Below are 13,825 nucleotides of genomic sequence, written 5' to 3' on the forward strand. Positions count from 1 at the left end.
TCATGAGTGCACCTGTCATCGACAAGCCGGAAGCCGGCGACCCGCCCCTGCCTCCCGTGCCCGACGGCGCGGTCATGGTCACCCTGAAGATCGCCCGGTTCAATCCCGAGAATCCCGACGCCGCGGGCTGGCAGAGCTTCCGGGTCCCCTGCCTGCCCTCTGACCGGCTGCTGAACCTGCTGCTCTACGTAAAGGGCTACCTGGACGGCACGCTGACCTTCCGGCGCTCCTGCGCCCACGGGGTGTGCGGTAGCGACGCCATGCGGATCAACGGGGTGAACCGGCTGGCCTGCAAGGTGCTCATGCGTGACCTGCTGCCCAAGAAGGCGGGCAAGCAGCTCACCATCACCATCGAGCCGATCCGCGGCCTGCCCGTGGAGAAGGACCTCGTGGTGGACATGGAGCCGTTCTTCGACGCCTACCGTGCCGTCAAGCCGTACCTGATCACCAGCGGCAACCCGCCCACCAAGGAGCGCATCCAGAGCGCCACCGACCGGGCCCGCTACGACGACACCACCAAGTGCATCCTGTGCGCGTGCTGCACCACGTCGTGCCCGGTGTACTGGAGCGAGGGGTCGTACTTCGGTCCCGCCGCGATCGTCAACGCGCACCGGTTCATCTTCGATTCGCGTGACGAGGCAGCCGCCGAGCGGTTGGACATCCTCAACGAGGTCGACGGTGTGTGGCGCTGCCGCACCACGTTCAACTGCACCGAGGCCTGCCCGCGTGGCATCCAGGTGACCCAGGCGATCCAGGAGGTCAAGCGCGCTTTGATGTTCGCGCGCTAGGTTTTCGCTCTCCCCGAATCTGAGCTTGTGTACGTGGTTCTCGCCGAATCGCGAACACAGGCTCAGATTCGTCAGTAGGGGGCGCCGGCTGCCCGCAGTGCGGCCATGGTCCGGGCAATGATCGTGCCCCGCCGATAGCGGAGCAGGTCGGCACCGACGCGGACGATCCGCCAGCCGAGGTCCTGGTATTCGACGTTCTGGTCGATGTCCTTGGTGCGCTGTCTCGGGTCGGTCCAGTGCTGAATGCCGTCGTACTGGACACCGACTTTCCACTCCGGCCAGCCCATGTCGATTCGCCCGACGAGTGTGTAACCGTCGAAGACGTTGATCTGGCTGTGCGACGGTCGCATGCCCGCCTCGGTGTACAGCAGGCGCAGGCGGGTCTCCTGCGGCGACTCCGCTCCATCGTCGGCAAGGTCGAGTACCTCGCGGAGTTGAATGAGACCGCGCATCCCCTTGTGCCGCACCACAAGCGGGTGCACTTCCGGGATATTCAGGGAAGTCGCCTGTAGCAGCGCATCCACAGGAATCACAGCTGTCGTGAGCCCACGTCGCCGGCCGAGGTCGAAGGCCGTTCTGTGAGGAGTTGTGGTCCTGATGCCACGCACCAGGCAGATCTCATCGTCGGCGAGAGCATCGCAATGCAACCGAATACCAACGGTCCGGTGCTGGCTGGCCTGATTCAATTCTGCAGGGTGCTTCGCGTCGATCCACAGCGATCCATGGAGCGCGGCTGCCGATAATCCGACCACGGTTGCGCGCCGCCCAGACCACAGCCAGGCCGCCATTGCCTTGTCTTCAGGAGTGAGCTTCGTGCCCCGCGGGACGTAAACGCCCCGGTACACCGCGTCGTACCGGGTGCGCAGCTGATAGCGGTTGAGCTTGCCGGCCGCCAACGCCTCGGTCCCAGAAATGGCATGCAGTTACGACGGCGGGGGCGCGCCTCTGGTTCCATTCGGAGCGAAACTGAGCTCATGTTCGACATTCGCGCGAAAACTCGCACACAAGCTCAGACTCGGGTCTGTCACACATTGCGGGGCTGCCTCGTCTAACCGATATGACCGAGACCAAGACACGAATCCCCGCTGTAACCCCCAAACAAGCCGGCCTGCTGACCCGCGCCATGTACTGGTACGCCAAGCGCGAATTCGGTGAGGTGCCAGAGCCGTTCGCGGTGGCCGCACACCATCCACGGCTACTGGTCGCCAACGGTGTCCACGAGATGCTGTTGCAGGGCGGCTCCAAGAAGCTGCCCGCGACCGTCCGCGAGCTCGCGGTGTTCTGGACCGCCCGCACCGTCGGCTGCTCCTGGTGCGTGGACTTCGGCTCCATGCTGATGCGGCTGGAAAACCTCGACATCGAACGACTCAAGTCGATCGACGACTACGCCACCTCCCCGTTGTTCACCGATGACGAGCGCGCCGCGATCTCCTACGCCGACGCCATGACCACCGACCCGCACACCGTCACCGACGAGCAGGTCGCCGACTTGCGTCAGCGCTTCGGCGACGACGGCGTGATCGAGCTGACCTATCAGATCGGCGTGGAGAACATGCGGTCGCGGATGTACTCGGCATTGGGCATCACCGAGCAGGGCTTCAACTCCGGAGACGCGTGCCGGGTGCCGTGGGCCGACACTGAGTGACCGCGTGGCAAGACCGGGTGGTAGAACACGTTACAGAAATCACCCGCTCAGGTAGGGACACTCATGCACTGGTACACCGGCAACACGATCTATGACACGGTGCTGACCGCGGCTTTTGCATTCGCGGCATTCGTGATCATCGGCGGGTTCTTCGCGCAGAGTTCCTACGGACGCTTCTCGTCGACCAAACTCGGGCTGAACCTCAACCCGAAGCTCGGCTGGTGGCTGATGGAGATCCCCGCGACCGTGGTGTTCTTGATCAGCTACCTGGCCGGGCCGCACCGGTTCGAGCCGACATCCCTGGTGCTCGCGGGGATCTGGATGTTGCACTACGCCAACCGCGGCTGGTTCTTCCCGCTGGCGATCCGCCAGGCACCCGGCAAGCGCGGCACCTTCAACATCTCGGTGATCGTGATGGGCATGCTCGTCACCTCTATGCACGGCTATCTCAACGGAACCCTGTTCAGCCACGACTTTTTCGGTCAGTACACCACCGGCTGGTTGACCGACCCGCGATTCCTGGTGGGCCTGGTGATCTACCTGTGCGGATTCGCGCTGCTGGTCAACTCCGAATCGATCGTGCGCAACCTGCGGGACAAGAACAATCCGGGAGCTGCCGAATACAAGATCCCGTTCGGCGGCGGTTTCCGGTTGGTGACCAGCCCGGCCTATCTGGGCGAGATCATCGCCTGGTCGGGTTTCGCGATCCTGACCTGGGCGTTGCCCGGGGTCGCGATCCTGCTGATCACCGCGGGCAACCTCATTCCCCGTGCATTGGGCACCCACACCTGGTACCAGGAGAAGTTCCCCGAGTACCCCACCGACCGCAGGGCGCTCATCCCCTACGTCCTGTAACGGTCACACCGCGGCAGGCGTGATCTCAAGGTAAGCCGTTGGGATTCCGGCCAGTTGGCTGCCGTAGTCGAGGCTGCGCTCGAACAGCTTCATCGGAGCACTCCAGTTGGCGGCGATCACGGCGTCGGCGTGCGCGCGTTCGGTCTCGGACAGGATGCGGGCCACACCGGCCACCACCGGCCCGGTGGGTTTACCCCGCAGGTTGCTCGCCACCACAAGGACTTTCGGGTTGTTGCGGATGCGCTTGACCTTCCCGCTCGAGGGATCGGTGCGCACGTACAGCTTCCCGTCAGCGACGCCGTGGTTGATCGGGCTGGGCATCGCCTCACCCGATTTCTTGAAGGTCACCAACACGATCTGCCGGTAGTTCTCGAACCCGGCGAAATCCGACCCGGTCGGCGCGCCGATTTCGAAGGCGTCACGATGTCGCATTTTGTCCATGCCGCGGAACATCATTCGGCTGAAGGTGTGAGCCAACGTGCCCCGGTCGTTCGGCATCACCGGGCACCTCGCAGAGGCGATCCGGTGAACTTGTCCGGGTTGGCGATGTCCCACACCGCGGAGACCAACCCGTCGCGAACGGTGAAGATCGTGACCCGGGGCATCATCTCGGGATAGCCATCGCCGGCAGGCGAACCTGTCGTGTAGACGCCCAACTGCCCGTTGACGAGAGCGAACTGGCTGCCCGCCAACCAATTCGGCCCGTACTTCTGGGCCAGCCCGAGGATGAACCGGGCCACCTTGTCCGGACCGTGGATGACGCGGGCGGCGGTCGGGGCCCGACGGTTCGAATCGCCGGTGAAGGTCACTCCGGGGTGCAGCAACCGCACGACGGCTTCGAGTTCCCCCGACGCCAGCGCGGCCATCAGCTCGCCGGCGACCTGGTTGTGCAATTCGTCGGGCGACGAGGGCGGCGGATTGTCGGCGACTGCGCGGCGGGCGCGCGAAGCCAGCTGGCGCGCCGATGCGTCGCTGACCCCCAGGACATCGGCGATCTCGGTGAACGGCACACCGAACCCGTCGTGCAACACGAAGGCCACCCGCTGATCGGGGGTGAGCCGCTCCAGCACCACCATCGCCGCGAACCGGGCGTCCTCGCCCGCCACCACGGCATTGAGTGGGTCGTTCGTGTCGAGACCGGTGACGACAGGCTCTGGCAACCACTCCCCGTAATACGACTCCCGCCGATGCACGGCCGAGCGTAACCGGTCCAGGCCGAGCCGGCTGACCACCGTGGTCAGCCAGGCGCGCAGGTCAGCGATCTGAGTGCGGTTGTCGTGCCAGCGCAGCCAGGCGTCCTGCACGATGTCTTCGGCATCGGCATAGGTACCCGTCAACCGGTAGGCGACCGCCAGCAGGTGCGGCCGCAGCGCCTCGAAATCATCGGTACGCGCCGCAGTGGTCACATGCCCAGACTAGCCGCGCCGAGCGTCACGCCAGAGTGGCTGTCGACCCCGAGCGCCACTCCAGCGTGACATTCGCGCCCACAGAGGTCAGCGCTTGTTGAAAATCGTTCGGTGCCAGCCTTTTTCGGCAACGCCAGTGATGTCACTCATCACGTGCTTGATGGTGAGGTACTCCTCGAACGAGTAGTCGCTCATGTCCTTGCCGAACCCCGAAGCGCCTACACCGCCGTGCGGCATCTCGCTGATGATCGGGATGTGGTCGTTGATCCACACGCAGCCGGCGTTGATCTCCCGCGATGCGCGCTGGGCGCGATACACGTCACGAGTCCAGGCCGAGGCGGCCAGGCCGTACTCGGTGTCATTGGCCTGCCGGATCGCGTCGTCGTCGTCAGCGAAAGGCCGCACGGTCAGCACCGGGCCGAAGATCTCGTCGCGGTACACCTCGGAGGTCTCGGCCACGTCGGCGATCAGGGTGGGCCGGTAGAACGCGCCGGGCAGATCGGGAATCACCCCACCGGTGACCACGCGGCCGCCCTGTTCAGGTGCCCGGGCCACCATGCCGGCCACCTTGTCGCGGTGCGCGAACGAGATCAGGGGACCCAAGTCGGTGTCCGGATCGTGCGGGTCGCCGACGACGATCTTGCCCATCACCTCGGCGACGCCGGCGACAAAGTCGTCGTACAGGTCGCGGGCGACGATTGCCCTGGTGGCGGCCGTGCAGTCCTGCCCGGTGTTGATCAGGGAACCGGCGACCGCGCCCTGAATGGCGGCGTCCAGGTCGGCGTCGTCGAACACCACGAACGGCGCTTTACCGCCGAGCTCAAGCTGGGTGCGGTGACCGTGCAGCGCGGCGGCCGACATCACCTTGCGCCCGACGGCGGTGGATCCGGTGAAGGTGACGACGTCGACGTCGCGGTGCCCGGCCAATGCGGTGCCCACGTCGACGCCACCGCCGGTGACGACGTTGAACACACCGTCGGGCAGGCCGGCCTCGGTGGCGAGGCGGGCCAGGGTGAGGGTGGTCAGCGGGGTGATCTCAGCGGGCTTGATCACCACGGAGCACCCGGCAGCCAGTGCCGGGATGACCTTCCATACCGCCATCTGCAGCGGGTAGTTCCACGGCGTGATGGTGGCGACGACGCCGACGGCTTCCCGCCGGATGCTCGACGTGTGGTCACCGGAGTACTCCGCGCTGGCCTTGCCTTCGAGGTGGCGGGCCGCACCGGCGAAGAAGTCGATGTTGTCCACACTGCCGGGGACGTCGAACTCGGTGGCCAGACGGACGGGCTTGCCGGTCTGGCCGACCTCCTCGGCGATCAGCTGGTCGGCGTGCTCGTCGGCGAGTTTTGCCAGCTTGGCCAGCACCGCCGAGCGCTCGGCCGGCGTCGCCTTGGACCAGGCGGGGAATGCCTGGCGGGCGGCTTCGACGGCGTTGTCCACGTCGGCCGGGGTGGCCAGGGCGTAGTCGGCGACGGGCCGGCCGGTGGCCGGGTCCACTATCTGATGGGTGGCCCCGGCGGTCGTCACAGGCGCCCCGTTGATCCAGCTGCTCGTCACATTCACTGCCAAACTCATGGGGCCTCACGGTAACCGATGTGCCACCCGATATCTACGCAATCCCGCACTGAGGGCCGGTTTGAACGAGGGATTTCATCGATTCGGTTGCCCTAAACGACGGATTCCGTGCACAATCTGTGCATGACCAACCCTGATGGTCCCGACCTTCAGGCCGTCCCGCTGCGCGTGAGCAATTCTCGCACCGCCTTTCAACTCGACGAACTGTCGAAGGCGATCATCGAGAAGCTGCAGGCCGACGGCCGCCGTTCGTATGCCGGAATCGGTAAGGCCGTCGGCCTGTCCGAGGCCGCGGTGCGCCAACGCGTCCAGCGCATGGTCGATGCCGGCGTCATGCAGATCGTCGCGGTGACCGACCCGCTGCAACTCGGATTCGCCCGGCAGGCGATGATCGGCATCCGCTGCACCGGCGACACCCTGAAGCTGGCCGAGAAACTGTCCGCCATCGACGCCGTGGACTACGTAGTACTGACGGCCGGATCCTTCGACGCCATCTGCGAAGTCGTCTGCGAGGATGACGACAGCCTGCTCGAGCTTCTCAACACCCAGATCCGCTCATTACCGGGAGTGATAACCACCGAAACCCTCGTCTATCTGAAACTTGTTAAACAGCAATACAATTGGGGAACTCGATGAGCGTCACCGAAACATCCGAACTGGGAGCCAAAGCCAACCGCCACCTGTGGGGGCACTTCGCCCGCCACGGCGAGGGCATCACACCGCCGATCATCACCCGTGGCGAGGGTGTCCACATCTTCGACGACAAGGGCAAGAGCTACATCGACGGCCTATCCGGCCTCTTTGTCGTCCAGGTCGGCCACGGCCGCAAGGAACTTGCCGAAGCCGCGGCCAAGCAGGCCGAAAAATTGTCCTTCTTCCCGCTGTGGTCCTACGCCACGCCACCGGCCATCGAATTGGCCGAGCGCGTCGCCAACTACGCGCCCGGCGATCTGAACCGCGTGTTCTTCACCACCGGCGGTGGTGAAGCCGTGGAGAGTGCGTGGAAACTGGCCAAGCAATACTTCAAGCTGATCGGCAAACCCGGTAAGCACAAGGTGGTTTCGCGGGCGATCGCCTACCACGGTACCCCGCAGGGCGCGCTGGCGATCACCGGCATTCCAGCCTTCAAGGCGCCGTTCGAACCGTTGACTCCAGGCGGCTTCCGCGCACCGAACACCAACTTCTACCGGGCTCCGTCCGAATACGCCCATGACGAAAAGATGTTCGGCCGCTACTGCGCCGACCGGATCGCCGAGGCAATCGAGTTCGAAGGACCCGACACCGTGGCCGCGGTGTTCCTTGAGCCGGTGCAGAACGCCGGCGGCTGCTTCCCGCCGCCGCCCGGATACTTCGAACGGGTCCGCGAGATCTGCGACGAGTACGACGTTCTGCTGGTATCCGACGAGGTGATCTGCGCCTACGGCCGCATCGGTTCGATGTTCGCGTGCGACGATTTCGGCTATGTGCCGGACATCATCACCAGCGCCAAGGGCCTGACCTCGGGCTACTCGCCGCTGGGCGCGATGGTGGCCAGCGACCGGCTGTTCGAGCCGTTCAACGACGGCAAGACCACCTTCGGTCACGGCTACACCTTTGGCGGACATCCGGTTTCGGCCGCGGTCGCCATGGCCAACCTGGACATCTTCGAGCGCGAGGGCATCAACGACCACGTCAAGGAAGCCGCTCCGGCATTCCGGGCCACGTTGGAGAAGCTCTACGACCTGCCGATCGTCGGCGATGTCCGCGGCGAGGGCTTCTTCTACGGCATCGAACTGGTCAAGGACAAGGCCACCAAGGAGACCTTCAACGACGAGGAATCGGAACGGCTGCTGCGCGGCTTCCTGACACCCGCGCTGTGGGAGGCCGGTTTGTACTGCCGCGCCGACGACCGTGGCGACCCAGTGATCCAGCTGGCCCCGCCGCTGATCAGTGGGCAGGCCGAGTTCGACGCCATCTACGAAATCCTCAACGGTGTACTCACCGAGGCGGGAAAGCTGTTGTAACTGGCGCGAACAGCGCAATCGGCCCTCTCCAGGTTTTCTGGAGAGGGCCGATCGCCTGTCGCGGACTAGCTTTCGCTGCCGGCGCTCGAGGCGCTTGCACGATGTTTGCCCGGCTTGGCCTTGAGGGCCTTCCTGACATTGTCACCGAGCTTCTTCAGACCGGACTTCACATCCGACGCCGCCCTGTCCCCCATCTCCTTGACGGACTTGCCGATTCGATCAGACGGCTTGCCAACCGCTGCCTTCAGCCGAGGAGCCGACAGGGCCTTGGGGCTGTCCGAGGCCGTGACATCCTCGTCGTCCGCAGTTTCGTCAGGCGCGGCACGCAAAGCGGAAACCGGAGCCGCGTCCAGGCTCGCCGGTGCTGCCGCGTCGGCGGTGACGACCGGAGGCACGGGCACCGGCGTGGGAACCGGGTTGAGCGTGCCGCCGAGTGCCTTCACCACGGCATCGCGAGCATTGACGAAACCTTGGATCGGACCGGTGATGTTGCCCAGGTTGAGAGGCAACCGGACTTGGTTGCCGTTCAACAAGCCTGGGTAGTGAAACACGAGCAGAGCGTTGATGGTCGGACCGTAGCCGCCGTTGAGGACGCCGTCGGCAATGGTGGCCGGCGCATTGACGACGGCCGAAGCCATTCCGATCGGGTCGCCTTCCTTACCGGCATCGATCACGTCCTGAACGGCGGCGCCCACCGCACCCACCCCACTCATCAACGGGCCGAAGATGCTCTGCGCGGTGAGCAGGATGGACACGCCCTTCAACAATCCATTGCCCCACAGCGCGATCACCACCTTCTGGGCGTTGGCCAAGGGATTCACGATCGAGTCCTTGATCGCCGTGGTCACCGGGAGCACGTTGTTCATCACCCCGAGAAAACCGCCCGTGCCTCCGAGGACACCGATGGGCAAGTTCAGCAGGGTGTTGAGAGCGCCCTCGACATCGAGATCGGCCAGATCGGTGCCGATTGTCTCGAAGGCGGCCGGCACCGCCGTCTCGGCATTGGTGGCGGCCTTCTCGATGAAGGCCTGCAGCGCGTTGGCGACGGCGGTCCCGTTCTTGGTCTGGTTCGCGATGACCGTCGCCAATACCGGAGCAGGGTTCGCATTGAAGACGTTGACCAGGTTCTGGGCGTTAGCGACGGTACGTTGAAAGACGTTGTTGTACCAGGTGATCGGGTCAACGGTAGCCGTAAGTGCGACTGCCGAGTTGGAGACGCTGACGGCATGCACGTCGCGGATGTGAGGATCGATGGGGTTGACCGGGCTGAGGGCTATCGCCCCCGCACCGGCCAGCGCAACCCCCGCCGTGAGATATGAACGCATCGATACTTGCACTTGGCCTTCCCCTTGGACGCCGGTGTGATCTTGGACGTCAGAAAGCTACTAAGAAGAACCTGAGAACTTCGATATTTCTCACGATGTCGCACCAACCGGATCGCCGACCCGCCGCCTCCCCGATCTGCCCAGGCCGACCATTTGCCCAGTTCACTCGCCTCTTTCCGGGCGACACCGACAGCTCGGCAGGCCAGCCGATGAATTTAAGATCGCAAGCATCTCCCGCGCCGCGATTGAAACACGTTCTATGAGCCAGCGAAGTTAGCCATGTCGCACTTTCATAGACATCTACCTGCAACGATGGTTACCAACGGCCTACCTGGACAGCGGCGGTCGGTAATGCTTCTCGTAGGACACCGGATGCCACGTCTTGCCCAATTCTGTCAGCGAAGGACTCCGAGACGCCTTATGGTGTGAGGCCTCAAGATCAAAAAATCAATCTGCCAGGAGTTGCTGCATCTTGTCGGGAGATGTCTGTGGCGAGCGTTGAACAGGCAGGCGACGATGCCTGCAATCGGACGGGACACAACGAGACCGGAGCGACTTGGGCAGACGCCGATGATCTCGAAATCCTCAGCTGGCACGGCTATCTGGACACCGCGATCCGCGCGTACCACGCGCTCAACCGCACCTTGCACACCGCCCACGCACTGTCCTTGCTCGACGTCATCCTGCTCGATTTTCTGATGCGGTCCCCTGACGGCGCAGCCCGAATGGGGGACCTGGCCCAGGCGGTGGTGTTGATGCCGGGCCGGGTAACCCAGCAGGTCCGTCGGCTGGAGGGCCAAGGGCTGCTCCGCCGGATCGCCAGCGAACGCGATAAGCGAAGCGTGCTCGCGCAGATCACGCCCGCCGGCCGGGCGCGGATGCGATTGGCGCTACGCACGTACGCAGGGTGGGTTCGGGTCCACTATCTGGACCCGCTGTCACGCCGGCAGGTGACCGCGATCGGGGACAGCTGTCGACGTATCAGCACCGCACTCCGGGAATCGGGTACGCCTACCGGCAGGTAACTCAGGCCGGCTTCCGGCTCATGCACCTCAGACACGACTGGCACTCACCTCCATGGCGAGATCAGTCAATGTCGAGATAGTTAAGTTCGCAGCTGATAGCGGGTCGGCAGCCGTGTGTGGCAACTTTCTGCCCACGATAGAACGAGTTCTAAGACGGCCGGGCGCTCGTTGCGATCTTAAATATCAGCCGATTGGTTTTTTATTGCTGACGCGAGCGTAGAGCAGCCCTGATCAGCACGATCGCTGCGGTAAGCGACTTGCCGCCCGAAACGCCTGCCCGACAGGTTCGAAGCCAGGCATGAATTCGTGCACTTTCATCAGGTTCCTCTCAGGTAGGTTCTGCGTGTCCAAGATCACACCCCGAAGGAGGTGGCCCCGTGCACGTAGCTGTCCGTTCATCCCTGACAGCCGGTGTTGCACTCGTCGGCGCCGGAGCCATGGCGGTAACTCCGCTGTCACCGGTTCCGCCCGAACCACTCGCGCCCACAACACAATCCGTCGCTGTCGACCTGACCGCCGCGACCAACCCGATCACGGCGTGGACCAAACTCGTCAACGACACGTTCGGCAACGTGACACGAATCGGTGGCGCCATCGCCAGCGACCCGGCACCGGTACTCCGTCAACTGATCACCAACGATGTCGGCTACGTGACGTCCGTCGCGACCGCGCTGTCAGGGGCCGTTGCCGGGCTGGCCACCACGCCGGGCGCCATCGCCGAGGCGCTGCAGACGGTGATCGGCGACATCAACGCGGGCGACTACCACCAGGCCGGGCTCGACGCCATCAACGTCGTGTACGCGGTTGTCCCGGCCGCTTTCGCGTTGCTGGGACTGGCGGAGATGCCCATGACGATCACCCAGAACATCGCCGATGCCACCTCCGTCGGGCTCACCTCCTTGGTGGGAGGGCTTGTTCCGGTTCTCGGCACTTTGCAAGGAGCGTTCGTCGCCGCAGGCGACAGCGCGCAGGGTGTGGCCGACTCGGTCAGCAGTGGCAATGTCGCCGACGCGGTCGTCAACCTGATCAACACGCCGGCGACGTTGACCGGTGCCGTTCTGAACGGCTACAGCTACGAGTTCTTCGGGTCACAGACAGAATCCTGGGGCCTGCTCTCGTATGACCCGGCAACGTTCAAAGTCGGCACCGTCCCGTCCTTCTTGGTCAACCTGCCGCGCGCCATCCGAGACGCGATCAAACCGGACTCAGCGCCGGCCCTGGCCAAGACTTCCGGCGACACCGTGACACTCGTTGCCGCAGCGGAGGACACGGCCGTCGGGGTGCCCGCTGCCGGACCGTCACCCCGCCAACTGGTCCGCCGCGGCCCGATTGGCACCCCGGCCGAATCCGTCAACAAGGTCGCCACGGCGGTGTCCGACAAGGTGGAATCGGCGGCGGCGAAGGTGAAGCAGGGCCTCAAGAAGGGCTTCACCAAACCGCCCAAATCAGCCAAGCCCGTCAAACATGCCAAGACCAACAAGGCTGACAAGGCCGGCGACGGCGGCAACAGCAACTGATCCACATCCCGGTCGGCCCCCTTTCCTCCAAAGGGGGCCGACTCATGCGTCCAGCTCGACCGTTGACAACTGGTCTATGGTTTGTGCAGGGGGACGGCTCCTTCGGTGGTGTGATCTTGGACAATCGCGCTTAACGGCTTGGTTCCGTCCCCCGCCCTCCACCGCAGCACCCTTTTGACGGCAGACTGGCACCGTGCCTCGTAAACCCCCGATCGATCCGGTCCGTTGGACTCCGCCTCCGATTGACGAGTTGCCGGAATTCGGCCCGGCCGAACTGACCATCGTCCCGGTACCGGGCGACGGACCCGAGGATGTGGTCCTCGACGCGTCCGGAGACCTGTGGACCGGCCTGGTCGACGGGCGCATCGTGCGGGTGTCCCCCGACGGAACGGCAGCGGTGATGGCCAACACCGGTGGACGTCCGCTGGGTCTGCACGTCGCCCGCGACGGGCGGGTGCTGATCTGCGACAGCCACCGCGGGCTGCTGGCGCTGGATACAGCCACGGGCCGGCTGTCCACGCTTGTGCAGTCAGTGGACGGCCGTCCCTTGAGGTTCTGCTCGAATGTCACCGAAACTGCAGACGGCACAATCTATTTCACGGAGTCGACCAGCCAGTTCCACTTCGAACATTTCAGCGGGGCCATCCTGGAGGCGCGTGGGCGGGGCAGCCTGTTCCGGCTCGACACCGACGGCACCGTCACCACGCTCGTCGAAGGTCTGTACTTCGCCAATGGCGTGACCGCCACCGCCGACGAGTCGGCGCTGGTGTTTGCCGAAACGCAGGGCCGCAGGTTGTCGAAGTATTGGTTGAGTGGGCCGCACGCGGGGACCGTAACGTCGCTGGCGGTCAACCTTCCGGGTTATCCGGACAACATCTCCACCGGCTCCGACGGACGGATCTGGGTGGCGATGGTGTCCCAACCCAACGCCGCGGCCGAATGGCTGGCCCCTCGGGCGCCGGTGATCCGGAAACTCTTGTGGCGGCTGCCCGACCGGCTCCAACCTCAAATTCAACCGCAGGTCTGGGTGCTGGCCTTTGACGCCGATTCCGGTGAAGTGCTCACCGGAATTCAGACCACACGCCCGGATTTCGGCACCGTGACCGGAGTCGTCGAATCCGCAGGCAAGCTGTGGATGTCGACGATCGCCTTCCCCGCGCTGGCGTATGCCGAACTGCCAGAGTTGAGCTAGCCGTCGTTCTTCAAAGCTGACCCGACGCGCCCGGCGCTCTCCCCGAGAGCATTCATCTGCTCACGGTTCAGCGGCACCAGGTAAAACTGCCGCACCAACATGACGTAGGTGCGCAACGCCGTCCGCAGCTGATCCTGCCCCCGCCGAGTGATCCCGACTACGACCCCCCGCTTGTCCTCGCAACTCCGAAATCTGCGGACCAGTCCGCGTGTTTCCAGGCGCCCCACCTGCCACGTCACCCGGCTCGGAGTAAGGACCAACGCATCGGCGACCGCGCCCATTCGGACATGTCGGCGGGGGTCTGCATTGAGCAGATTGAGCAGGTGCACGTCGGGAACCGTCAGACCGTATTTGGCGACGAGTGCGGCGTTGATTTCCCGGTAGAGCAATTCGGCGGATTCACCGAAGCGCCCCCAATGCCGCCACTCCTCGTCGCTGACATTCGGTATCGCTCGGTGGTCCGGGGTTTCAACTGTCAGCATGGCGCTGCACCA

At 64.5% G+C, this 13,825-nt stretch carries 13 protein-coding genes and 1 pseudogene; 8 read left to right on the plus strand and 6 right to left on the minus strand.

Annotated elements, in window-relative coordinates; all coding sequences use genetic code 11:
- Positions 1-2 precede the first annotated feature (2 nt).
- Complete coding sequence (locus tag K6L26_RS24125; RefSeq protein WP_019345704.1) at positions 3-788, plus strand: succinate dehydrogenase iron-sulfur subunit; 786 nt, start codon at positions 3-5, stop codon at positions 786-788.
- 71 nt (positions 789-859) lie between these two features.
- Here K6L26_RS24125 and K6L26_RS24130 read toward each other — a convergent pair whose 3' ends face one another.
- Positions 860-1,684, minus strand: a complete 825-nt coding sequence (locus K6L26_RS24130; protein WP_019345703.1) for a putative endonuclease domain-containing protein — start codon at positions 1,682-1,684, stop codon at positions 860-862.
- A 128-nt stretch (positions 1,685-1,812) separates the two neighbouring features.
- Here K6L26_RS24130 and K6L26_RS24135 point away from each other — a divergent pair.
- Positions 1,813-2,433, plus strand: a pseudogene (locus K6L26_RS24135) (carboxymuconolactone decarboxylase family protein); the annotation flags it as partial.
- 63 nt (positions 2,434-2,496) lie between these two features.
- Complete coding sequence (locus K6L26_RS24140; protein WP_019345701.1) at positions 2,497-3,288, plus strand: phosphatidylethanolamine N-methyltransferase family domain-containing protein; 792 nt, start codon at positions 2,497-2,499, stop codon at positions 3,286-3,288.
- Between the two features lie 3 nt (positions 3,289-3,291).
- Here the strand turns inward: K6L26_RS24140 and K6L26_RS24145 are convergent, their stop codons facing one another.
- The 3 genes from K6L26_RS24145 to K6L26_RS24155 form a co-directional block, all read right to left on the minus strand.
- Entirely contained in the window at positions 3,292-3,786 is a 495-nt protein-coding gene (locus tag K6L26_RS24145) for a PPOX class F420-dependent oxidoreductase (RefSeq protein ID WP_019345700.1), read from the minus strand.
- Positions 3,786-4,694 carry a sigma-70 family RNA polymerase sigma factor gene (locus K6L26_RS24150; RefSeq protein ID WP_221851771.1) on the minus strand — a complete coding sequence of 303 codons (909 nt, stop codon included), beginning with the start codon at positions 4,692-4,694 and terminating at the stop codon, positions 3,786-3,788. The genes K6L26_RS24145 and K6L26_RS24150 overlap by 1 nt, the downstream gene beginning before the upstream one ends.
- An 87-nt stretch (positions 4,695-4,781) precedes the next feature.
- Positions 4,782-6,269 carry a gamma-aminobutyraldehyde dehydrogenase gene (locus K6L26_RS24155; RefSeq protein ID WP_221851773.1) on the minus strand — a complete coding sequence of 496 codons (1,488 nt, stop codon included), beginning with the start codon at positions 6,267-6,269 and terminating at the stop codon, positions 4,782-4,784.
- Between the two features lie 123 nt (positions 6,270-6,392).
- Between K6L26_RS24155 and K6L26_RS24160 the strand changes: the two genes are divergently transcribed.
- Positions 6,393-6,905 carry an Lrp/AsnC family transcriptional regulator gene (locus K6L26_RS24160; protein WP_036390034.1) on the plus strand — a complete coding sequence of 171 codons (513 nt, stop codon included), beginning with the start codon at positions 6,393-6,395 and terminating at the stop codon, positions 6,903-6,905.
- Positions 6,902-8,272 (plus strand): aspartate aminotransferase family protein, encoded by a 1,371-nt coding sequence (locus K6L26_RS24165; RefSeq protein WP_221851775.1) that lies wholly within the window; start codon positions 6,902-6,904, stop codon positions 8,270-8,272. Before K6L26_RS24160 ends, K6L26_RS24165 begins: the two co-directional genes overlap by 4 nt.
- A gap of 65 nt (positions 8,273-8,337) precedes the next feature.
- On the opposite strand, the gene K6L26_RS24170 is transcribed toward K6L26_RS24165, so the two are convergent.
- Entirely contained in the window at positions 8,338-9,597 is a 1,260-nt protein-coding gene (locus K6L26_RS24170) for a hypothetical protein (protein WP_221851777.1), read from the minus strand.
- A gap of 488 nt (positions 9,598-10,085) precedes the next feature.
- Here K6L26_RS24170 and K6L26_RS24175 point away from each other — a divergent pair, with 488 nt between their 5' ends.
- The 3 genes from K6L26_RS24175 (at position 10,086) to K6L26_RS24185 (ending at position 13,331) form a co-directional block, all read left to right on the plus strand.
- Positions 10,086-10,622, plus strand: a complete 537-nt coding sequence (locus K6L26_RS24175; protein WP_047036472.1) for a MarR family winged helix-turn-helix transcriptional regulator — start codon at positions 10,086-10,088, stop codon at positions 10,620-10,622.
- A 377-nt stretch (positions 10,623-10,999) separates the two neighbouring features.
- Positions 11,000-12,139 (plus strand): hypothetical protein, encoded by a 1,140-nt coding sequence (locus K6L26_RS24180; protein WP_221851779.1) that lies wholly within the window; start codon positions 11,000-11,002, stop codon positions 12,137-12,139.
- 193 nt (positions 12,140-12,332) lie between these two features.
- Entirely contained in the window at positions 12,333-13,331 is a 999-nt protein-coding gene (locus K6L26_RS24185; RefSeq protein WP_221851781.1) for an SMP-30/gluconolactonase/LRE family protein, read from the plus strand.
- Here the strand turns inward: K6L26_RS24185 and K6L26_RS24190 are convergent.
- The gene (locus tag K6L26_RS24190) at positions 13,328-13,813 is read right to left on the minus strand and encodes a MarR family winged helix-turn-helix transcriptional regulator (RefSeq protein WP_221851782.1); all 486 of its coding nucleotides are present in this window, start codon (positions 13,811-13,813) and stop codon (positions 13,328-13,330) included. The two genes, K6L26_RS24185 and K6L26_RS24190, sit on opposite strands and share 4 nt — an antisense overlap.
- Between the last annotated feature and the right edge of the window lie 12 nt (positions 13,814-13,825).

This window comes from Mycobacterium farcinogenes (genome assembly GCF_019739075.1).
Classification (GTDB): Bacteria; Actinomycetota; Actinomycetes; order Mycobacteriales; family Mycobacteriaceae; genus Mycobacterium; species Mycobacterium senegalense.